At 66.9% G+C, this 21,450-nt stretch carries 18 protein-coding genes; 4 read left to right on the forward strand and 14 right to left on the reverse strand.

The annotated features are described in order from the left end of the window. Positions 1-29: 29 nt before the first annotated feature. The 4 genes from L5G32_RS10790 to lspA form a co-directional block, all read right to left on the reverse strand. A complete protein-coding gene (locus L5G32_RS10790) occupies positions 30-644 on the reverse strand; it encodes an IMPACT family protein (RefSeq protein ID WP_237011042.1) in 615 nt (204 codons plus the stop codon). Positions 645-648: 4 nt separating this feature from the next. Further along, positions 649-4,182, reverse strand: a complete 3,534-nt coding sequence (gene dnaE, locus L5G32_RS10795; RefSeq protein WP_237011043.1) for a DNA polymerase III subunit alpha — start codon at positions 4,180-4,182, stop codon at positions 649-651. Between the two features lie 124 nt (positions 4,183-4,306). Beyond that, entirely contained in the window at positions 4,307-5,233 is a 927-nt protein-coding gene (locus tag L5G32_RS10800; protein ID WP_237011044.1) for an RluA family pseudouridine synthase, read from the reverse strand. Then, positions 5,226-5,819 carry a signal peptidase II gene (gene lspA / locus L5G32_RS10805; RefSeq protein ID WP_237011045.1) on the reverse strand — a complete coding sequence of 198 codons (594 nt, stop codon included), beginning with the start codon at positions 5,817-5,819 and terminating at the stop codon, positions 5,226-5,228. The genes L5G32_RS10800 and lspA overlap by 8 nt, the downstream gene beginning before the upstream one ends. An 84-nt stretch (positions 5,820-5,903) precedes the next feature. Here lspA and L5G32_RS10810 point away from each other — a divergent pair, with 84 nt between their 5' ends. Continuing rightward, positions 5,904-6,941 carry a hypothetical protein gene (locus tag L5G32_RS10810; RefSeq protein ID WP_237011046.1) on the forward strand — a complete coding sequence of 346 codons (1,038 nt, stop codon included), beginning with the start codon at positions 5,904-5,906 and terminating at the stop codon, positions 6,939-6,941. Between the two features lie 127 nt (positions 6,942-7,068). On the opposite strand, the gene L5G32_RS10815 is transcribed toward L5G32_RS10810, so the two are convergent. Continuing rightward, positions 7,069-7,644 (reverse strand): WKL family lipoprotein, encoded by a 576-nt coding sequence (locus L5G32_RS10815; protein WP_237011047.1) that lies wholly within the window; start codon positions 7,642-7,644, stop codon positions 7,069-7,071. 179 nt (positions 7,645-7,823) lie between these two features. Here L5G32_RS10815 and L5G32_RS10820 point away from each other — a divergent pair, with 179 nt between their 5' ends. Then, positions 7,824-8,762 carry an asparaginase gene (locus L5G32_RS10820; RefSeq protein WP_237011236.1) on the forward strand — a complete coding sequence of 313 codons (939 nt, stop codon included), beginning with the start codon at positions 7,824-7,826 and terminating at the stop codon, positions 8,760-8,762. A gap of 16 nt (positions 8,763-8,778) precedes the next feature. Here the strand turns inward: L5G32_RS10820 and L5G32_RS10825 are convergent, their stop codons facing one another. Beyond that, positions 8,779-10,206 (reverse strand): DNA polymerase IV, encoded by a 1,428-nt coding sequence (locus L5G32_RS10825; RefSeq protein ID WP_308192033.1) that lies wholly within the window; start codon positions 10,204-10,206, stop codon positions 8,779-8,781. Continuing rightward, the gene (locus L5G32_RS10830; RefSeq protein WP_237011048.1) at positions 10,200-10,382 is read right to left on the reverse strand and encodes a hypothetical protein; all 183 of its coding nucleotides are present in this window, start codon (positions 10,380-10,382) and stop codon (positions 10,200-10,202) included. Before L5G32_RS10830 ends, L5G32_RS10825 begins: the two co-directional genes overlap by 7 nt. Positions 10,383-10,452: 70 nt before the next feature. Here L5G32_RS10830 and L5G32_RS10835 point away from each other — a divergent pair, with 70 nt between their 5' ends. Further along, positions 10,453-11,205, forward strand: a complete 753-nt coding sequence (locus tag L5G32_RS10835; protein ID WP_237011049.1) for an SGNH/GDSL hydrolase family protein — start codon at positions 10,453-10,455, stop codon at positions 11,203-11,205. 344 nt (positions 11,206-11,549) lie between these two features. Further along, positions 11,550-13,034, forward strand: a complete 1,485-nt coding sequence (locus tag L5G32_RS10840; RefSeq protein WP_237011050.1) for an HNH endonuclease signature motif containing protein — start codon at positions 11,550-11,552, stop codon at positions 13,032-13,034. 85 nt (positions 13,035-13,119) lie between these two features. Here L5G32_RS10840 and ileS read toward each other — a convergent pair whose 3' ends face one another. The 7 genes from ileS to pgeF all read right to left on the reverse strand — a co-directional run bounded on the left by ileS (position 13,120) and on the right by pgeF (position 21,446). Further along, positions 13,120-16,332: an isoleucine--tRNA ligase gene (gene ileS / locus L5G32_RS10845; RefSeq protein ID WP_237011051.1), complete on the reverse strand. Its 3,213-nt coding sequence runs from the start codon at positions 16,330-16,332 to the stop codon at positions 13,120-13,122. A gap of 245 nt (positions 16,333-16,577) precedes the next feature. Beyond that, positions 16,578-17,582 (reverse strand): hypothetical protein, encoded by a 1,005-nt coding sequence (locus tag L5G32_RS10850; protein WP_237011052.1) that lies wholly within the window; start codon positions 17,580-17,582, stop codon positions 16,578-16,580. A gap of 45 nt (positions 17,583-17,627) precedes the next feature. Then, positions 17,628-18,422 carry a DivIVA-like cell division protein Wag31 gene (gene wag31 / locus L5G32_RS10855; protein ID WP_237011053.1) on the reverse strand — a complete coding sequence of 265 codons (795 nt, stop codon included), beginning with the start codon at positions 18,420-18,422 and terminating at the stop codon, positions 17,628-17,630. Between the two features lie 310 nt (positions 18,423-18,732). Further along, positions 18,733-19,035, reverse strand: coding sequence for a YggT family protein (locus L5G32_RS10860; protein WP_237011054.1), 303 nt, complete (start codon positions 19,033-19,035; stop codon positions 18,733-18,735). 91 nt (positions 19,036-19,126) lie between these two features. Continuing rightward, on the reverse strand, positions 19,127-19,918 hold the full coding sequence (locus tag L5G32_RS10865) for a cell division protein SepF (RefSeq protein ID WP_237011055.1): 792 nt from the start codon (positions 19,916-19,918) through the stop codon (positions 19,127-19,129). Positions 19,919-20,002: 84 nt separating this feature from the next. Further along, positions 20,003-20,737: a YggS family pyridoxal phosphate-dependent enzyme gene (locus L5G32_RS10870; RefSeq protein WP_237011056.1), complete on the reverse strand. Its 735-nt coding sequence runs from the start codon at positions 20,735-20,737 to the stop codon at positions 20,003-20,005. Beyond that, the gene (pgeF, locus tag L5G32_RS10875) at positions 20,730-21,446 is read right to left on the reverse strand and encodes a peptidoglycan editing factor PgeF (protein WP_237011057.1); all 717 of its coding nucleotides are present in this window, start codon (positions 21,444-21,446) and stop codon (positions 20,730-20,732) included. Before pgeF ends, L5G32_RS10870 begins: the two co-directional genes overlap by 8 nt. Positions 21,447-21,450 lie beyond the last annotated feature (4 nt).

Consider the following 21,450-nt stretch of genomic DNA (forward strand, 5'->3'; position numbering starts at 1 on the left):
TTCGGGTGCACGAATCTTTCTGTCGCGGGTCATGAGAACTGGGACGTCGAGTCCAGGATCTCCGCAGCCCCGGACGTCACGGACAAGACGTGGTCGCGAAGCCCCGCCTCGGCGTCGACGGGGACCTGCACGACGAACTCGACCGCGACGGGCCCGTATTCGGTGGACCGCACGACGCCCATCGAACGCAGGTCCGTGGCGACCCGTCCGGCCTCGTCGACGGGGACCGTCAACCGGATGACACTGGAAAGCACCGCGTCACGCAGCGGAGCTGCGTCGAGCACCGCGGTGGCGCTGCCGCCGTACGCGCGGATCAGGCCGCCCGCACCGAGTTTCACGCCGCCGAAATAGCGCACGACGACGATCGCGGCGTTCACCACGTTCCGTCCGGTCAAGGCGGCGAGGATCGGCGGTCCCGCCGTGCCCGCGGGTTCGCCTGCATCGGACGACCGACTCACCTGATGCGGCTCCGCCCCGATCAGATACGCCCAGCAGACGTGGTTCGCCCCGTCGGAGGGGACGCGGTCGACGAGCGTCGCAGCCTCCTCCGGCGAGGCGACCGGCGCCAAAGTCGCGATGAAGCGGGACTTCTTGATCGTCGTGGTGACGACGATCTCGCCTGCATCAGAATCGAGGACGCGCACCGGCTCAGGTCAGGCAGCCGGGCCCGAGCAGCGCCTTCAGGTCGCCCTTCAACGCCGACGACGGATTGACGCGCAGCGCCTCGGTGAGACGCAACTGGGTCTGCTTCCGGTCGCTGACCAGAGTCACGTGGACGTCCGAGGTCCCCGGATGCCGTGTCAGGACCTGTTTGAGGTCGTTGACCCGGTCCGGCGTGCACCGGTTGGTCGGCAAGGTCAGCATCAACGGCTTAGTGGCGCCGACCTCGGTCAGATCGGGCACTGCGAGATCGTTGGCGCTGATCATGATCGAGTCGTCACGCTTGTTGACTCGGGCCCGCACCAGGACGATGTTGTCTTGCAACAGGTCCATCCCGTACGCCGTGAACGCGCGCGGAAAGAAGTACACCTCGGCGCCGCCGACCAGGTCTTCGATGGTGACGGCGGCCCACGGCTCGCCCTTCTTGTTCACGCGGCGCGTGACCGACGAGATGATCCCGCCGATCGTGATCTGCGCACCGTCGGAGATGTTGCCTTCCAGCAGCGTGGAGATCGACGTGTCGGTCTGCGCCGAGATCGCGTGCTCGAGCCCGGCCAACGGATGGCCGGACACGTACAGCCCGAGCATGTCGCGCTCGAGAGCCAACTTGTGCTTGGTGTCCCACTCCTCGTCGGGGATCTTGACAGCGAACACGTCGCCGACGTCCTCGACGTCCGAACCACCGAAGAGGTCGAACTGGCCGATCGCCTCCGCCTTCTTGGTACTCATCACGGCATCGACCGCATCGGCGTGCACCAGGAACAGTCCCTTGCGCGGATGCTCCATCGAGTCGAACGCGCCCGCCTTGATGAGCGATTCGGTGACCTTCTTGGTGCAGGCGACCACGTCGATCTTCCCGAGATAATCCGAGAAGTCGGCGTAACGTTCCTTCGCCGTCCGCGCCGCGATGATCGACGAGACCACACCGGTTCCGACGTTGCGGATGGCGGCCAGACCGAACCGGATGTCCTCACCGACGGCCGCGAAGTTCGCCAACGACTCGTTGACGTCCGGCGGCAGCACGGTGATGCCCATCTTGCGGCAGTCCGCCAGATAGATTGCGGCCTTGTCCTTGTCGTCGCCGACCGAGGTCAGCAGGCCTGCCATGTACTCGGCCGGGTAGTTGGCCTTCAGGTAGGCGGTCCAGAAGGACACCAGGCCGTAGCCCGCAGCGTGCGACTTGTTGAACGCGTAACCGGCGAACGGCAGGACGGTGTCCCACAGCGCGGTGATCGCGGCCTGGGAGTACCCGTTGTCGCGCATACCGTCGGCGAAGCCGTCATAGGCCTCGTCGAGGATCTCCTTCTTCTTCTTACCCATGGCACGTCGCAGCAGGTCGGCCTGGCCGAGCGAGTAGCCGGCCACCTTCTGCGCGATCTGCATGATCTGCTCCTGGTAGACGATCAGACCGTACGTCTCCGAGAGGATCTCCTTGAGCGGCTCTTCCAGCTCCGGGTGGATCGGCCTGATGTCCTGAAGCCCGTTCTTACGCTTGGCGTAGTCGGTGTGCGCGTTCACGCCCATCGGACCCGGTCGATACAGCGCGAGGACGGCGACGATGTCCTCGAATCCGGTCGGCTGCATCATCTTAAGGAGTTCACGCATGGCCGCGCCGTCGAGCTGGAACACGCCGAGGGTGTCGCCGCGCGCGAGGAGCTCATAGGTCTTCTCGTCCTCGAGCGGCAAGGTGTCGAGGTCGAGGTCGACGCCGCGGTTGGTCTTGATGTTCTCGATCGCGTCGCCGATCACCGTGAGGTTTCGCAGACCGAGGAAGTCCATCTTCAGCAGACCGATCGCCTCACACGAGGGATAGTCCCAACCGGTGATGATCGCGCCGTCCTGGGCACGCTTCCACACCGGGATCGCATCGGTCAGCGGCTCGGACGACATGATCACCGCACACGCGTGCACACCCGCGTTACGGACGAGCCCTTCCAGGCCGAGCGCGGTGTCGTAGATCCGCTTGACGTCCGGATCGGTCTCGATCAGCGTGCGCACCTCCGACGCCTCGGAGAACCGTTCGTGCTCCGGGTCGGTGATGCCCCAGACCGGGATGTCCTTGGCCATGATCGGCGGCGGCAGCGCCTTGGTGATGCGGTCGGCGATCGAGAATCCCGGCTGACCGAACTGCACTCGGGCAGAGTCCTTGATCGCGGCCTTGGTCTTAATCGTGCCGAAGGTGATGACCTGGGCGACCTTGTCGTGGCCCCACTTCTCCGACGCGTACGTGATCATCTCGCCGCGTCGGCGGTCGTCGAAGTCGATGTCGATGTCGGGCATCGACACACGCTCGGGGTTGAGGAACCGCTCAAACAGCAGACCGTGCGGGATGGGATCGATGTTCGTGATGCCCATCGCGTACGCCACCAACGACCCGGCGGCGCTGCCACGTCCCGGACCGACCCGGATGCCGACTTCGAGCGCGTGACTGATCAGGTCACCGACCACCAGGAAGTACGCCGGGAAGCCCATCTGGTTGATGACGTTCAGCTCGAAGTTGGCGCGGTCGGTGTATTCGGTCGGCACGACCTGACCCGAGAACCGGCGGTCCAGACCGACCATCACCTCGCGCTCGAGCCACGATTCCTGCGTGTACCCCTCGGGGACCGGGAAGATCGGCATCCGGTCGTGGTGGGTGAACACGTCCTCGTACGACTGGACCCGCTCGGCGATCTCCAACGTCGAATCGCAGCCGCCCGGGACGACGTCGTCCCACAGTTCGCGCATCTCCTTCGCGGACTTGAGGTAGTAGCCGTCGCCGCCGAACTTGAACCGGGTGGGATCGGACAGCGTCTTGCCGGTCTGGATGCACAACAACGCCTCGTGCGACGACGCATGATCGCGGGTCACATAGTGGCAGTCGTTGGTCACCAGCGGCTTGATGCCGAGCTTGCTGCCGACAGTCAACAGCCCGGACCGGACCCGCTGCTCGATCTCCAGACCGTGCTCCATCAACTCCAGATAGAAGTTGTCCTTGCCGAAGATGTCCTGCCACTTGCCCGCGGCCTCCAGCGCTTCGGCTTCGTGGCCGAGCCTGAGGCGAGTCTGCACCTCACCCGACGGGCACCCCGTCGTGGCAATGATCCCCTCGGAATGCCGGGCGATGATCTCGGCGTCCATTCGCGCCCACTTGCCCAACTGCCCCTCGGTCGACGCCAGCGACGACAGTTTGAACAGGTTCCGCAGTCCCGTCGCGTTCTCGGCCACCATAGTCATGTGGGTGTACGCGCCCGAACCCGACACGTCGTCGGACTTTTGGTCTCGACTGCCCCACAGGACGCGTTTGGTGTTGAACCGCGACTCCGGCGCGACGTACGCCTCGATCCCGATGATCGGCTTGATGTCGAACTTGAGCGCCGTGTTGTAGAAGTCCGAGGACCCGTACATGTTGCCGTGGTCGGTCATCCCGATCGCGGACATCTCCAGCCGTTTCGCCTCTGCGAACAGCGGCGACATCTTCGCCGCGCCGTCGAGCATCGAGAACTCGGTGTGGTTGTGCAGATGAACGAACGACCCGGACACTCTGGCGACTCCCCGCATTGCATTTCGATGGAACGGCTCCACTGTATGCGTCCCCTCCGACAGTCCCGGAGAGGCACGCCCCCACTACCGCCGGTTGTGACGCGTGTGGCGATGCGGACGATCGCTAGACGTCGCGCAGGACGTCGAGTGCGTGTTGAAGGTCGTCCGGATACTCCGTGGTGAACTGGACTCGTCGCCCGTCCGCCGGGTGTGCGAACGCCAACGAACGGGCGTGCAGCCACTGCCGGTCGAGGCCGAGTCGGGTCGCCAGGGTCGGGTCCGCACCGTACGTCGGATCGCCGGCGCACGGATGGTGCAGTGCCGAGAAGTGCACGCGGATCTGATGGGTTCGCCCGGTCTCGAGGTGCACGTCCAGCAGCGACGCCGCCGCGAACATCTCGAGCGTCTCGTAGTGAGTGGTCGACGGCTTGCCGTTCGCGGTCACCGCGAACCGCCAGTCCGATCCCGGATGGCGGCCGATCGGCGCCTCGATGGTGCCGACCGGCGGATCCAGACGGCCCTGGACCACCGCGTGATAGACCTTCTCGACGGTCCGATACTTGAACGCCCGCTTGAGCAGCGTGTATGCGTTCTCCGAGGCGGCGACGACCATCACACCGGACGTGCCGACGTCGAGTCGGTGGACGATCCCCTGACGCTCCTGGGCTCCGGACGTGGAGATCCGGAAGCCCGCTGCGGCGAGTGCCCCGATGACTGTGGGGCCGGTCCAGCCCTGCGACGGGTGCGCGGCCACCCCCGGCGGCTTGTTCACCACGACGATGTCGGAGTCGTGGTAAATGACGTCGAGGTCGGCGACGGGCGTCGGCTCGACGGTCAGCGGACGCTCCGGCTCCGGCAGCGTCACGTCCAGCCACGCCCCGGCGACGAGTCGGTGCGCTTTGTCGACCGCGACCCCGTCGACAGTGATGTCGCCGGCATCGGCGAGACCCGCAGCGACCGTCCGCGACAGACCGAGCAGTCGTGCGACTCCAGCGTCGGTGCGCATCTCGTGCAGTCCGTCGGGAACCGGCATCGCCCGTGAGTCACGCATCGTCGTCCTCCTGTCCCTCGGCGGCGACGGCGCGGTCCTTGCGCGCCGCCCACCCCGAACGGGAACCGTCGTAGTCGTAGCCGAGCAGAGTGAGGACCACCAGGAGCACCGCGCCGCAGACGACAGCCGAGTCGGCGACGTTGAACGTCGGCCACCAGTCGCCGACCTGAATGAAGTCGACGACATGGCCGCGCAGCGGTCCCGGAGATCGGAACATGCGGTCCGTCAGGTTTCCGATCGCGCCGCCGAGCACCAGCCCGAGTCCGATCACCCAGCCCGTCGACACGAGCCGGTTGCTGTACCGGATGATCCCGATCACCACGGCGAGCGCGACGAACGTCAGTACCCACGTGTATCCGGTCGCCATCGAGAACGCCGCTCCGCTGTTGCGGATCAATTTGAAGGTAACGACGTCGCCGATCACGTGGGTCGGGTTCCACGGGTCGAGGCGGGCGACGGCCAGTGTCTTGGTGATCAGGTCGAGAAGGTAGGCCACCACCGCCACGAGGGCGAGCAGCGCGACGGTCCGGGAGGTGCTTCGCCCGGTGGTCCGGACGCCATCGCGCCCGGGCTCGGTTTCACTCATTCCTCGATTGTCCACGATCAGCGTGCGTCACACCGACGCCGCCCTGACCTGACCACGCTGGACACAGTCATTACTCTCGGACGGGTGAGTGTCTCGCCGATCGCGTCCGCCGCGAACCCGCACCCGTCATCGCCCCGTGATCGCCGGATCGGGAGACGCGTGATCGCCGCCCTGACCGTGCTACCGGTCGGCGCGGTCCTAGCGTTGAGCGGCTGTTCCTCCGACGACGAGAGCGCGGCAGACCCCGGACCGTGCGCCGCGGCGTCGAGCGCGGATCGCGAGGGCATGCGGCCGATCCCGGTCGCACCGGCCGACGTCGAGGTACTCGACACAGGGGCACCACAGACAGGGGCACCCCAGACAGGAGCACCACAGACAGGACTTCTCGAGTCCCGACCGGACACGACGAGTCCGCAGGAGGTGACGTTGACGACCGACTCGATCGAAGCCTCCATCGCGCCCGCAGACAACGGCAACCAGTCGGTCCAGCGCACCCAGCAGCAGTTGAGCACCCCGATCACCGCGCGCGTCGTGTGCGACGACCCGTCGGATCTCGAGTTCACAATCGGAACGCCGACGACGAAGGACGCCGAGCTCACCCCCGGACTCGACGCGATCGCCGGGTCGGAGGGCGGACTGAGTGTCGCCGACGGGTTGCAGGTCCGGTCGCTGCGGCTGTTCCCCAACGAGGAGTCCGGATCGCCCGCGCGCAGCGCGCTCGAGCAGTCGTTCTCCGGTGCGCTCGACCAATCGGTTCCGCTCCCGACCGAGCCGGTGGGCGTCGGCGCCCGCTGGAAATCGGTGCGCATCATCTCGTCGGCCGCCACGATCAGGCGGACGACGACCGTCACGCTCACCGGGCGCACCGGGAACATCGTCCAACTGGCGGTCGCCGTCGACGACGTCCCCGTCGACTCGATCTTCCGTATTCCGGGTTCGGCGCAGACCTTGACGATCAACAGGTACTCGATGGCGGGGACCGGCGAACTCACCGTCGACCTCACGCGTGTGCTGCCGATCGCGGGCTCGATCACCACCGAAGGCGCGCGCGAACTCGCGGGCGACGAGAACAGCGCGCCGTTGCTTCAGCAGAACGAGTACACCGTCACCTGGACGTCCTGAGGCACCTGGACGTCCTGAGGTTCTTCACCGGACCCCGATGGTTCACCGTCTCCCCAGAGACGCCCCACCGAACGACGACGAGCCCCGCACCACGTGGTGCGGGGCTCGTCGTCGAGTGTCGGGCGAGTCAGCTCGCCTTCTTCGACGACTTGGCCGTCGAACTCGACGAGCCGTCGTCGCACAGCGGCGTCTTGACGTCGTTGGCCGACAGCAGCGGGCAGACCGTCGACTTCGACAGCTTCCAGCGACCGTTGTCGAACACGATCGCGGCGTCGATCTTCTGCGGCGGGTTGTCCGGGAGCTTGACCTCGACCTTGACCTTCGCCTTGTTCGGGCCGTTCTTGGTCACCGGCGGCTTGATCTTGTAGGTGACGTCCGGGTTGTCCTCGGCCGCCTTGACGAGCTCCTCGAAGAGATCGGGATCGACCTCGGATCCTTCGACGAGTTCGGTCTTCTCGGCCGGCTTCACCTTCGGATCGAGAGCCTTCTCGAGCAACCCGTTGAGCTCCTTGACGTTCGGCACGCTGCTCGAATCGGTCATCGGATCGCTCGACGACGACGTGCCGCCTTCGGCCGCACTGGTCGAGGCCTCTGCGGTGGGAATCGGAGGCAGGTCCGAACCGCCGTCATCCGAACCGCACGCGGCGGTCGCGGCAACGGCGGCGGCCACCACGGCACCGGTCACGAAATTGCGAATCTTCACGGATAAAATCCTCACGTCTGGTTCTACGCGGGTCCAGGTCTGGCCCCCGAGCCAACCCCACTATGCCAAAAGGTGACACGGCGGCGCATCCGACACGTCGCGCACCGCCTGCCGCACCCGTCCCGCGCGTCGCCGGTGAGCAGCACGCATACGGCTTCGACAAGTGCGAGAATCGGGCCATGAGCCCACGCCAGGTTGTGATGATAACCACCGGCGGCACCGCCGCCTCACGCACCACCGACGACGGAGCGGTGCCCGTTCTGTCGGCCCTGGAGTTGCTGCCCGACACCGCAGACGACGTCGCCGTGCGCCCCCGCGAGTTGATGACGGTCGACTCGTCGTCGATGACCGTCCGACAGCAGTTCGACGTCGTGCGCGCTATTGCCGAGGAGTTGTCCGACCCCGCAGTCGTCGGTGTCGTGGTGACCCACGGCACGGACACGTTGGAGGAGACCGCGTACCTCGCCGACCTCTTCGCCGCAGATCCACGCCCGGTGGTGTTCACCGGTGCACAACGTCCCGCCGACCACCCGGACGCAGACGGACCGGCGAACATCGCGGCAGCGGTCGCGCTCGCGGCCGATCCGTCCTCCCGCGACCGCGGTGTGCTCGTCGCACTCGGTGGAACGATTCTCTCCGCTCGCGGCGTGTTCAAGACGTCGACCACCGACCTGCGTGCGTTCGACACCGTCCACCGCGGCCTGCCGCGCCCCTTGATCGACGGGGCGGTGCCTGCACGACCCGCGCGAGTGGACCTTCTCGCGCTGTACCCCGGCGTCTCCCCCGGTACCATCGCCTCAGCGGTCGAACAGCGGGCAGCAGGAATCATCTTGTCCGCCACCGGGTCTGGTAATACACACCCGGACATAACCGCGCAGGTGAACCTCGCGGTGCAGCGCGACGTCCCGGTCGTCGTCTCGACGCGGGTCCCGTACGGCGCAGTGCAGCCGACCTACGGCGGCGGAGGCGGCGGCGTCGACCTGCTTCGCGCGGGAGCCGTCTTCTCGCCCTGGCTGCGAGCACCGCAGGCGCGGATGGCTCTGATCGCGCTCCTGTCGGCCGGAGCCGACCGCGACGCGATCACGGCGTTCTTCGCTGCCTCCTCGCCCGCCGACTGATCACCCCTGTCGACCTTCAGTCCTCGTCGGGCGAATCCCAGCCGAGACTGTCGAGCGGATCGGCGCGCTCCAGCAGCGGTTCGGGCAGCCGGAAGTTCCGTGTCCGTCCGCGCCCGGTCGATCGAGTCTCGAAGCGAACGGTGACGAAGCCGTGTCCCCCGCCTTGCACCCAGCCGTGGCCGTGCTCGGGGTGCGTCACGTCGGTGCCGGTCGGGAACTCGTCGGGTGCCGAGGGTCCGCGCGGGATCTGGACGCTCTGAGGAGTGGAGCCTTCGACGTCCTCACCATTGCCGCCACCCGAAGCGCCGTCGGCACCTGGGGCCGCCCCCTCCTCGCCCTGGTCGGGGACGGCGGCGAGGTCGGGGAACAACGAGTCCTGTCGCACATCGTCGAGTCCGGAGTACCCGACGCCGACGAGCCGGACCGGTCCGATGTCGAGCGGATCGAGCATCACTCGGTAGGCCGCCGCGGTGAGCGCTTTGAGATCCGTTGTCGCACTTGGGAGTGTCGACGACCGGGTCAGGATCGACATGTCGCTGAGCCGGTGCTTGACGACGATCGTCCGCGCGCCACGACCGTCGTCGAGCAGTCTGCGGTGGGCGTGCGACGCGGCCGACGAGACGGCGGCCCTCATGCCAGCGGAATCCATGATGTCGGTCGCGAACGTGCTCTCGGCGCTGATCTGCTTGGCATCCGCGCGTTCGGCGACCGGTCGGTGATCTATCCCCTGGGCGAGCTTGTGGAGTGCCAGACCGACCGTGCCGCCGAGCACTGAGGCGACTTCGGTCTCCGACAGTGCGGCGAAGTCACCGATGGTCTCCACCCCGAGACGGCCGAGCCGATCTCCCGAGACGGGCCCGACACCCCACAGTTTGCGAACCGGAAGCCCGTGCAGGAACTCCAGTTCCGTGCTCGGCGCGATGGCGCGGTATCCGTCCGGCTTCGCCATCCCGGAAGCGATCTTCGCGATCTGCTTGCCCGAGCCGAGCCCGACGGATGCGGCGAGTCCCGTCTCGTCCCGGATCGCGGCACGCATCGCCGTCGCGACTGCGGCTGCATCGGCGACCGTCGCGCCGACGAGTTCCGGCGGTTCGCCGAACGCTTCGTCCAACGACAAGGTCTCGATGACGGGCGCGAACCGGCGCACGATCTCGAATACTCGGCTGCTCACGACACGGTAGACGCCCCCACGAGGCGGGACCACGACGGCGGTCGGCCCGATCAGTCGGCGCGCCTCGTGCATCGGCATCGCCGATCGCGCCCCGTAGACACGAGCCTCGTAGCTCGCACCGGCGACGACTCCACGACCGCCGACACCGCCGACGAGGACCGGCCGCCCGGCGAGGGTAGGCCGCGTGAGTTGCTCCACGGATGCGAAGAACGCGTCCATATCGATGTGGAACACCCACCGTGAGCCGCGCTCAGCGTCGGAGTCCGTCACCACCGCTCACGGCACATCGCCAGCACTCGCGGGTCGTCGGTGACGAATCGGTCGACCTCTTCGCCCGCGTCGCACCGCAGAAGCGAGATGGTCGCCGACTCCGGTCGTAGAGCGGCCACCTCCCACACGGCGCCTGCGTCTTCCCACCGTTGCAGGCGGTCCAGGTCATCGGAGGTCATGGGCGCATTCTATCGTCGACCGCCCGCCCGGAGAACGACCGCCGGTCTACCGCTCGGTAATCTCGTGCAGGTGACTTTCACTCGATACGTCGCTCTCGGCGACTCGTTCACAGAAGGGGTCGGCGATCCCGACCCCGCTTCGCCCAACGGTGTCCGCGGCTGGGCCGATCGCGTCGCAGGCGCGCTCACCGCCGTCGATCCGAGCACCCGCTACGCGAATCTCGCTATTCGCGGACGCAAGCTCGTGCCGATCATCGACGAGCAAGTCGACACCGCCGTCGCCCTGAACCCCGACCTGGTCACCATCCACGCGGGCGGAAACGACATGCTGCGGCCAGGCGTCGATCTCAACGCACTCGGCGAGGCCTACGACGAGGCGATCGGACGGCTCGTCGCTACCGGCGCGACGGTCGTCGTGTTCACTCCGCACGATCCCGGAGCGTCGAAGTTCTTCGGGCCGTTGCGCGGCCGGTTCGCGATAATGGCCGAGATCGTCCGGCACATCGCCGACCGTCACGATCTCGTCCTCGTCGACTACTGGCGCATCCGCGACTACGACGACACCCGTCTCTGGGCGAATGATCGCCTGCACATGTCGTCGCAAGGGCACCAGCGCATGGCGATCGCCGTTCTCGACGCACTGGGAGTCGCACACGACCTGCAGCCGTTGCCGCTCCCTGACTCGATTCCCTCCGGCGCCGCCGAGAACATCCGCTGGACGCGCGAGTTCCTCGGCCCGTGGGTCGGCCGGCGACTGCGCGGTACGTCGAGCGGCGACGAACTGTCCGCGAAGTACCCGACGTGGTCGGCAGCGCCCGTCTGACTCGCTGCTCAGTCTCGGGGATTTCGACTCGCTCCGCTCGCTCAATCAACCACAAAGACTCGCAAGCCGCCCCTGAAGTTGGTTGAGCGAGCGGCACCTGTAGCTCCTGTAGTTGGTTGAGCAAGCGAAGCGCGTCGAAACCCCGGCGTCGCACAGACCGACCACCGCCGAACAACCAGGGACTTCGACTCGCTCCGCTCGCTCAACCAACTACAAAGGCCCGCTCGCGCGAGGCCCGCGGTTACGGGACACTCCACCGATCGGAGAATTGTCGTACCCCGTTGATAATGTCATGTCAGAAGCCAACGAAACCGGTTCTGACCGGCACAGAGGACGTGATTCCGATGAGTGGATCGACGTACGACGGCCAGTCTCTCCCGGACTCGCCGGCCGCGCTGATCGAGCTGATGAACGAAGCCGCGGCGAAACTCACCGAGGTGTCGTTCGCCTCGATGTCGAGCGAGGAGATCCTCACCGCCGCCGAGACCAACGAGCAGATGCGTGCCCGTGTCGAGGCAGCGACGACCAGTCTGATGATCGAGGTGAACGACCAGTTCGCCTTCCACGGCGCCGGTTTCCAGACCGTGCAGAAGTACATGGCCACCGGGCTCCGTTTGGGCGCCGCCGAGGCGAGCACACGCACGAAGCTCATGTTCGCGACCGGCGAGTTCCTCGCCATCGGCGGCGGCCGACTCCCGGCCCGCAATCCGGCCGCTGCGCAGGCGTTGCGCGACGGCGCGATCAATCGCGCCCACGTCCGCGACATCGCCGAGGTGATGGACAAGATTCCCTCCGCAGTCGACGCGGAGACCGTCACCGCCGCCGAGGAGCACCTCGTCGACGCGGCTCGGACGCTGTCCCCGGAGGGCGTCAAGAAGGTCGGCGCGCGAATCCTCGGCCATCTCGACCCCGACGGCGAACTGACGGACGACGCCGACCGCAAGCGCACGCGCGGTTTCACCCTCGCCCCGCAGGATGCGCGGCTGATGTCCAAGGTGCGGGGATCACTGACCCCGGCGCTGCGGGCCAAGCTCGACGTGATCCTGACCGCGTGGGCAGCGCCCGGGATGAACAATCCCGAAGACCCGGAGTCGCCGCACGGCGCAGCCGACCAGGCCGGCCTCGACGAGGAAGTATTGACGGCGGCGCGCGAGCGCGACACGCGCACCACCGCGCAACGCAATCACGATGCGCTCACGGCGATGGCCGACTTCGTCCTCGGTCACGGTGCGCTCGGTCGTCCGGACCGGATTCCGGCCGAACTGGTCGTGACCGTCACCGACCAGGAGTTGGCTGCCGAAGCCGGTGTCGCGCTGACCGCCACTGGCGTGCACGTTCCGGTGAAGGACCTCGTCGAGGTCGCCGCCCACGCGACGACACATCTCGCTGTCTTCAAGGGCCACACCGCCGAAGTCCTCTATCTCGGACGCGGCAAGCGGTTCGCCCGCAAGGCACAGCGCCTGGCCATGTTCGCCCGCGACCGCGGCTGCTCGGGCCCGGAGTGCGACGTACCGTTCTCCCGGACCGAGGCGCACCACGTGGTCCGTTGGGAGAACGGTGGACGCACGGACATCGACAACCTCGGCGGAGCGTGCGGCAAGCACAACCGGGCCGAGGGCTCCGGGGCGGGCAAGTGGACGACCACGATCCTCGCCGACGGGCCCGACGCGGGCCGGGTCGCCTGGCGCCCCTCCGGCTCCACCCGCACGTGGCAGGTCAACCCGATTCACCACGTCGGGCAGGAGCCCGAGTTCCTCCCGAACGGCCCGCCGCGGGGCAGCGGTTCGGCCGTCGAGGCTCTGCTCGCCACGATCCTTGACGCCGCCTGACCCGGCTCTACACCCCGACGGGGTGCGTGAGCCGGGCAGGAGACGTGCGACCGAGCGCGGTACGGCTCAGACCCCAGTGAAGGCCTTACAGCTTGGCAACGTCCGCGGAGACACCGTCACCCAGTTCAATGGCTGCCGCGTCGCCGGTGACGACGTCGAACGTAGTCGCGAGGACCTCGCCCGCAATCAGATCGGCGTGACTCTTCGCCGTCTCAACCGACTCCGCAGGCACCACGAGTCGCACCGAGATACGGTCGGACACTTCGAATCCCAGATTTCGACGCGCGTCCTGCAGTTCGCGGACCCGGTCCTTCGCCCATCCCTCGGCTTCGAGTTCGGGCGTCACCTGAGTGTCGAGCACGACGAGTCCGCGGCCACTCGGCATCTCGGCCGTCGAATCGGGCGACGCCGCGACCAACTTGCGGGTGAACTCCTCACCGCGCAGTTCGATACCGTCCGCGAGGACCACCTGTTCGCCGGTGTCTTCGCTCGTCCCGAACTCCCAGCTCCCCGACTTCACGGCCTTGATCGCCCGCTGTACGTCCTTGCCGATACGCGGCCCCGCAGCACGGGCGTTCACCGCGACTTCGACCCGACCGAACGCGTCGACGTCCGTCGACAGGTCGACGGTCTTGACGTTCATCTCCTCGGCGATCAGATCCGCGTACGGAGCCATCGCTTCAGCCGTCGGCGACGCCACGGTCAGCCCGGGCAGCGGCAGACGCACACGCAGCTTGTTCGCCTTGCGAACGCTGGAGGCCACCGAGCACACCGACTGGATCTCGTCCATCGCCGCGACCAGGTCGAGGTCGGCGGGCACTTCGTCCTCGGCAGGCCAGTCGGCCAAGTGCACCGACCGCTCCCCCGTCAGACCGCGCCACATCGCCTCGGTGGCCAACGGCAACAGCGGGGACGCCAGCCTGCCTGCCACTTCGAGAACTGTGTACAGGGTGTCGAACGCGTCCGGGTCGGTGTCCTGTCCCGCCCAGAACCGCGCACGCGAGCGCCGCACGTACCAGTTGGTCAACGACTCACAGAACTCGCGGAAGCTCTCGCACGCTCCGGCGATGTCGTACACGTCGAGCGCTTCCGTCATCTCGTCGCGAGTCGACGCGAGCTTCGCCAAGATGTACCGGTCGAGCACGTTCTCCGAGTCGGTACGCCACGTCGCGCGACGGTCCGCGTACAGCTGCAGGAAGCTGTACGCGTTCCACATCGGCAGCAGCGCCTGTCGCACACCTTCGCGGATGCCGCGCTCGGTGACGACGAGGTTTCCGCCGCGCAGGATCGGCGACGCCATCAGGAACCACCGCATCGCATCCGAACCGTCACGATCGAACACTTCGTTGACGTCCGGGTAATTCCGCTTGGACTTGCTCATCTTCTGGCCGTCGTCGCCCAGGACGATGCCGTGCGCGGCAACCGTCTTGAACGCGGGGCGGTCGAACAACGCGGTCGCCAGCACGTGCAGGTTGTAGAACCAGCCGCGCGTCTGGCCGTTGTACTCGACGATGAAGTCGCCCGGGTTGTGCGGTAGCACAGCACCCGACTCGTCACCGTCGAACCATTCGGTGTTCTCGAACGGGTAGTGCACCTGCGCGTACGGCATGGACCCCGACTCGAACCAGCAGTCGAGCACTTCGGGGACTCGCCGCATCGTCGAGCCACCGGTCGGGTCGTCCGGATTCGGACGCGTCAGATCGTCGATGTACGGGCGGTGCAAGTTGTCCGGACGGACGCCGAAGTCGGCTTCGAGTTGATCCAGACTGCCGTACACGTCGATACGCGGGTAGTCGGGATCGTCGGAGATCCACACCGGGATCGGGGCACCCCAGAACCGGTTACGGCTGATGTTCCAGTCCTTGGCGCCTTCGAGCCACTTGCCGAACTGTCCGTCGCGGATGTGCGACGGCGACCAGGTGATCTCCTGATTCAGTTCCAGCATCCGATGCTTGATCGGCTGGACGGCGACGAACCACGACGGCACCGCCATGTAGATGAGCGGCTTACCGGACCGCCACGAGTGCGGGTACGAGTGCTCGATCGTCTCGTGCCGGACGATCCGGCCGGACTGCTTGAGGTCCTTGATAATCACCGGGTTCGCGTCGAAGACCATGAGTCCCTCGTACGGCGGGACCAGAGAGGTGAAGCGGCCACCCGGATCGAGCGGCTGGACCACCTCGATGCCGTTGGCCGTCGCGACGTCCATGTCCTCTTCACCGAAGGCCGGGGCCAGGTGGACGACGCCGGTGCCGCTGTCGGTGGTGACGTAGTCGGCCAACAGGACGCGATGCGAGTTCGGGTGTCCGACGAAGAAGTCGAAGGGCGGCGTGTAGGTGAGGTCCGCGAGTTCGCGGCCCTGGTAGGTCGCGACCGTCTCCGGCTCGACGATCTCCTTCCCACGCGCACCGACCAACGCCGACGCCAGCAGGTACTGCGTCCCATCCGCCGCCTTCACATGCGAGTACTCGACGTCGGGATGGACGGCGATAGCCAGGTTGGACGGCAGCGTCCACGGCGTGGTCGTCCAGATGAGCGCGTTGACTCCGTCGAGCGCGGCGAGCGGCGAGTCCGCGGCCACGGTCAGCGGCATGGCGACGGTGACGGCCGGATCCTGTCGCATCCGGTAGGCGTCGTCGAGCTTGGCCTCCTGGTTGCTCAGCGGCGTCTGCTCGTACCAGGAGTACGGAAGCACGCGGTAGCCCTGGTAGACCAACCCTTTGTCGTGGAGCCGCTTGAAGGCCCACATGACCGACTCCATGAAGTCCAGGTCGAGCGTCTTGTAGTCGTTGTCGAAGTCGACCCAGCGGGCCTGACGCGTGACGTAGTCGCGCCACTCGCCCGTGTACCGCAGCACCGAGTCGCGGCAGTACTCGTTGAACTTCTCGACGCCCATCGTCTCGATCTCCGACTTGTCGGTGATCCCCAACTGCCGCTCGGCTTCGAGTTCGGCGGGCAGGCCGTGTGTGTCCCAACCGAAACGCCTGTCGACCTTCTTGCCGCGCATCGTCTGATAGCGCGGGACGACGTCTTTGACGTAGCCGGTCAGAAGGTGTCCGTAGTGCGGGAGTCCGTTGGCGAACGGCGGGCCGTCGTAGAAGACGAACTCCTCCGAACCGTCCCGGTTGGCGATCGACGCCTTGAACGTGTCGTCTGCGGCCCAGAAGTCGAGCACATTGCGCTCGAGGTCTGGGAACGAGGGCGCGCCACGCCCGGATCCGCCGGTCAGGTCGACGATCGGGTACACCGATGTCGGAGCGTCCGGGGACTGCGGGGTATCGGGGGTCTGCTCGCTCATGCGGTCTCCTCGTGCCAGCTGATCACTCAGCATGTATCGGCACGGGGACGCTCGCCTGACGGCTGCGCGGTACCACCCCGCTTGCTGCACCCCACATCGAGCGTGGTGCAGCCTCTCATCGGAAGGCTGTGACGGGCCGACCCGTCCGGTTCTACTGAGGTACTCCGTGTACCCGTTCTTCCGGAAGCTCCCCGGTGATGGCCGGATCGTCGCTGGACAGTGCAGAGCTTACCCGCTCGGCTCGTTCACGCGCCTTCGGGCTTGCCGTCCGAATCGGTGCCGGAGCCCGACTCGGACGCAGCGTCGTCGTCGGAGTCGCGGTAGACGAACTGCATGGCGGGCAGAGTCGGATCAGAGGTGTTGACCACCACGTTCTCCGACTGCTCGATGCGGCGTCGTCGACCGACGTACCCCGCCGACTCGGGGTCGCTCGAACCGTCGGCGGCCCCGAGGGAACCGGTGTCGGTCGGCGGTCCCGACGGCGCCGGAGCGGACGTCTCGGCGTTCGATCCCGGGAACGTCCCCGTCCCCGGCGCTTGCGCTGCCGGAGTTGCAGTCGCTTGCGGCGCAGGAGTTCCCGGCGCGTACGGCTCGGGATCGGCCACTGACTGCTGTCCGGTCTGTGCCGGGAACGAACCGGTCACCGAACGGATGTAGTCGTTGGCGTCACCGGTCTCACCGGTGCCGACCTGGCCTGTCTGGGGCCCCGTCTGAGTCGGGGTCGGGCCGGTGGATGGCTCTCCGGTCCAGCTGGTGCCCACACCGTTGCCGTGCGCGTCCGGCGACACGACCGAGCCGAGGCCGCCCACGGCGGCCGGCTTCCACGTGGTGTCGGACGTCGGTGCTTGCGCCTGCCGAGCCTCGTCGACGCCGCCCGTCGCAGGAAAGCCTGCGGTCCGAGCGCCTGCTGAGTGTGGTCCGCCAGTCGCGGCCGACTCGTCCACACTCGCCTGATCAGTCCCATGCGCCTGATCCGCAGTGCTCGCCTGATCAGCCGTGGTCGCCGAGTCGTCGTCGATCAGCGGCTCGGCCCGGGATGCGGATTCGCGGCCCCGAATGGTGAACAGCGGCTCGTCCTCGACGCCAGCTCGACCGCGTCGATTGGCACGGATCGTGTCGTACAACAGCACGAGCAGTCCCACGACGCAGACGGCGATGCATGCGACGGCGAGCGCGAAGTTCGCGTTCATCAGGGCGATGACGAGCAAGACGAAACCGATGAGGGTCAAGCCCACGGCAGCTGTCAGCATGGGAGGCACCTCATCGGTTCGGTCTGCTCGGTAGCGGTCCTCACGTCAGCTCTGCTGGTAGCCGCCGTCGAAGCCCTGCCCTTGGCCGGACTCCGCAGGCGCTGCGCTTCCGCGCTGCTGCAGCTCTTCCAACTGCGACTCGAGGTAGGTCTTCAGTCGAGTGCGGTACTCGCGCTCGAAGGTCTTCAACTGCTCGATCCGACCTTCCAGCACGCCACGCTGCTGGTTGATGGTCGTCATGATCTCGGTGTGCTTCTGCTCGGCGTCGCGCTGCAGGAAGTCAGCCCGCTCCTGAGCCTGGCGCACCTGGGTCTCGGCCCGAGTCTGCGCATCGGCCAGGAGTGCTTCACTCCGCTGGCGAGCATCGGCGAGCGTCGCGTCGGCGTTGCCCTGCGCGTCGGAGACCATCGCCTCGCTGCGCTGGCGAGCGTCGGTGACCAGTCCGTCGGCCTCGCTGCGGGCCGAGCCGGTGACTCGGTCGGCGGTGTCCTGCGCGAGGGCCAGGATGCGGGCAGCGCGGCTGCTCGCCTCGTCGTCGGTGGCCGGAGCCTGAGTCTGGGTCTGAGCCGCCGCCGCAACGGGAGCCGGTGTCGGCTCGGGAGTGGGAGCCGGCGCAGCGAATCCCTGTGTCTGGGCGGGCCCAGCAGCGCGGGCTTCGGCGAGTTCGGTCTCCAACTCGCTGACGCGCTGCTTGAGATCGCTGTTCTCGTCGATCAGACGAGCGAGCTCCGCCTCGGCGAAGTCGAGAAACTGATCGACCTCGTCCTCGTTGTAGCCCCGCTTACCGATCGGCGGTTTACTGAACGCCACGTTGTGCACATCAGCCGGTGTCAGCCGCATTTGCCGAGTCCCCTCTTACCTTTCGCTCGTATCCGGGTGGATACGAGATCGTCCGCCCGGGCGAACACGTCTATGCGACGGTTTCCATCGCAATTCCATTAATACCAGTACCACTACGTCACTAGCGTGTCATCTCGTCACATCAGGACCAAGTGTCGTCAAATTGCTCAATCAGTTCGCAATCAAAACTCGATCGAATCGTCACCACTTGATGTTAGTAGGCAAACACCTGATCGATCGAACACCCCGTGATCTGCGGTGATGCCCCTCACCCTCCGCACTGCACGCAGTCAGTCGGCGGCACGGCCGGTCACCCACCGGACACGGCCGCGAAGTGCTCTGTGATCTGCATTCCTATCGACACGACGATCAGCACGATCAGCAGCGAGAGGTCGAGTCGGACAGCGCCGAGATTCAGTGGCGGCACGACGCGCCGCAAGAACTTGACCGGCGGGTCCGTCGAAGTGAAGACGATCTCGACGAGGACGACCGCCGCGCCCTTCGGCCGCCAACGCCGGGCGAACGACTGCACCGTCTCGAGCACAAGCCGTCCGAGTAGCAGCAGCGTGTAAACGAACAGGACGAAGTAGAGGATCCACAGGAAGGACGTCACCCCTCAAGGGTGCCTGATTACCGACGAAAACGCCGCGTCGACCCGCCCATAGGCGCGTCGACGCGGCGTGCGTCACTACCGACATCCAGTCTCAGACCTGGTTGGAGAACCCCGTCTCCGCGATCCGCCGACGCTGCTCCGGCGTCACATCAATGCCCGCGGGTGAGAGCAGGAACACTTTTGTGGCGACCTTCTCGAGCGATCCGCGAGCTGCGAAGGCCAAGCCTGCAGCGAAGTCGACGAGGCGTTTCGCGTCGTCGTTGCTCATGTCGACGAGGTCCATGATGACCGGGTTGCCGTCGCGGTACCGCTCGCCGATCGTGCGAGCCTCGGAGTAGTCCGCCGGACGCAGGGTGCTGATCTTGCCTGCCGCGTCTCCCATCGGATCGACCTCCATACGGGGCTCGGGTGCGATGGCGTTGGCGCCGCGCACGCTCATGTTCGACTGGCGGTCGAGCGGTTCCAGACGCGAACGGCCCGGAACCTCGTCCGAGAGTCGGCGCGGAGCCGGTCCGTCTGCCATATGGCGCGACACGCCGTACGGGCGGCTCGCACGCGGAGCGAAACCGCGGGCGCCCTCGTAACGGTCCTCACGAACGGGCGCCTCGAACTCGATGCCCGCGTAGCCCGCATCGCGGTACTCGCCGCGATACTCCGGCTCGCGGAGTTCACCGCGCATGGGTTCACCGCGCATGGGCTCGTCGCGGTAGCCGTCCTCGTAGAACGGTTCGTCGCGCATCGCGTTCGAGCGGTACTTCTCCATGTAGGTGCGCTCACGCGCACTCAGGGCGGGCCCGTCGATGGGCTCGTCGAAGTAGTCGTCGTCGTACTCGCTCGGAGGCACCATGCCGAAATATGCCTTGAACTTCTGCATCGTCGTCATCGGAAGCCTTTCTACAGATGCGCGGGATGGTAGTGAGAGTCGGTGTGTCTCTTGATCCAGATGATTCTGTTGTGACCAATGTGACTAAGGCGAGAGTAGCGGTCTCGCACCCATGATTGCGGTTCCGACACGCACGCATGTCGATCCGTGCGCGATGGCTTGCTCCAGATCGCCAGACATGCCTGCGGACAGTTCGCGTGCGCCCGGATGGTCGGCGACGAACCGCTCGCGTATGCCCGCAGCCTGCGCCATCGCCTCCTCCGGATCGGTCTCGAGCGGCGCGATCACCATCAGTCCGTCCAGCCGCAACGCGCCCGAATGCGCGGCGACTCGCTCGGCGACCCCGCGGAGGTCGGCCTCGACCAGTCCCCCACGCTCCGGATCGCCGTCCAAGCTCACCTGAAGCAGCACTCCGAGTGGATCCGTCCGCTCACCGTCGTCGAGGCTGCGCTGCGCCGCGCCGCCGAGCGCCTCGACGAGATCGAGCGAGTCGACCGAGTGCACACGCTTGGCCCACCGGCTGATCGATCGCGCCTTCTTCCGCTGCAGACGTCCGATCATGTCGGCGTCGAACACGACGTCGGGTCGGTCCGCGCGCACTTGTGCGATCTTGCGGCCGGCCTCCGGTTCACGGGACTCGCCGAACTCCCGCACGCCGAGGTCGATCAGATGCTCGACGTCGCTCGCCGGAAAGAACTTCGTGACCACGAGGAGCGTGACGTCGCCTTCTGTCCGGCCCGCCGCGCGCTCGGCGTCCGCGACTCGCTCCCGGGCGGTCGCCAGGGCCGACGCAAGTTCGTCGCGGCGATCGTCACTCATTCGTATCCATCCAGATCACCGATGCGAGCCGACCGGTCGGCGCTCCGCGACGGTGACTGAACAACCGGTCGTCTTCGATGGTGCACCGCGGGTCGACGGCGACGGCGCCCACTCCCGCTTCGACGAGTTGTCGCCGGATCCCCGCACGCAGGTCCAACCCGGTGGTCCCCTTCGTGGTGCGAGTCGCACTTCCGGGCAGATACTTCTCGACGTCGGCCTGCATCTCGGGCGGCACCTCGTACTGGTCGCCGCTCGCGGCGGGTCCGAGGAATGCCCCGATTCGCTCGGGCTTCGCCCCGAGCTCCACCATGGCGCGTAGAGCGGCTAGGACGATGCCGATGCGCGCGCCGACGCGACCGGCGTGCACAGCAGCGATCACGCCCGCTTCGTCGTCACTGAGCAGCACCGGCACGCAGTCGGCCGTCAGAACGGCCAAGACGAGATCGGTCTGCGTGGTGACGAGCGCATCGGTCACCGGGACCGGCTCGTCGACGGGTCCGTCGACGACCGTGACCGTCCGCGAGTGGACCTGCTCCATCCAGACGACGCGATCGGGCCCCACCCCGAGATTGCGTCCCAGACGAGCACGGTTCTCCGCGACCGCCGTCGGATCGTCACCGACGTGGTCACCGAGGTTGAACGAGTCGTACGGCGACCGCGAGACGCCACCGGCCCTCGTGGTCACGGCACGACGGACCTTGAAGGTCATGCGT

This window comes from Gordonia zhenghanii (genome assembly GCF_021738965.1).
Taxonomy (GTDB): Bacteria; Actinomycetota; Actinomycetes; order Mycobacteriales; family Mycobacteriaceae; genus Gordonia; species Gordonia zhenghanii.

Coding starts and splice junctions, on each gene's coding strand:
- L5G32_RS10800 (WP_237011044.1), bottom strand. CDS start 5,233: ATGCGTGACTCACGGGCGATGCCGGTTCCCGACGGACTGCACGAGATG.
- lspA (WP_237011045.1), bottom strand. CDS start 5,819: ATGAGTGAAACCGAGCCCGGGCGCGATGGCGTCCGGACCACCGGGCGA.
- L5G32_RS10820 (WP_237011236.1), top strand. CDS start 7,824: ATGAGCCCACGCCAGGTTGTGATGATAACCACCGGCGGCACCGCCGCC.
- L5G32_RS10830 (WP_237011048.1), bottom strand. CDS start 10,382: ATGACCTCCGATGACCTGGACCGCCTGCAACGGTGGGAAGACGCAGGC.
- L5G32_RS10840 (WP_237011050.1), top strand. CDS start 11,550: ATGAGTGGATCGACGTACGACGGCCAGTCTCTCCCGGACTCGCCGGCC.
- ileS (WP_237011051.1), bottom strand. CDS start 16,332: ATGAGCGAGCAGACCCCCGATACCCCGCAGTCCCCGGACGCTCCGACA.
- L5G32_RS10850 (WP_237011052.1), bottom strand. CDS start 17,582: ATGCTGACAGCTGCCGTGGGCTTGACCCTCATCGGTTTCGTCTTGCTC.
- wag31 (WP_237011053.1), bottom strand. CDS start 18,422: ATGCGGCTGACACCGGCTGATGTGCACAACGTGGCGTTCAGTAAACCG.
- L5G32_RS10865 (WP_237011055.1), bottom strand. CDS start 19,918: ATGACGACGATGCAGAAGTTCAAGGCATATTTCGGCATGGTGCCTCCG.
- L5G32_RS10870 (WP_237011056.1), bottom strand. CDS start 20,737: ATGAGTGACGATCGCCGCGACGAACTTGCGTCGGCCCTGGCGACCGCC.
- pgeF (WP_237011057.1), bottom strand. CDS start 21,446: ATGACCTTCAAGGTCCGTCGTGCCGTGACCACGAGGGCCGGTGGCGTC.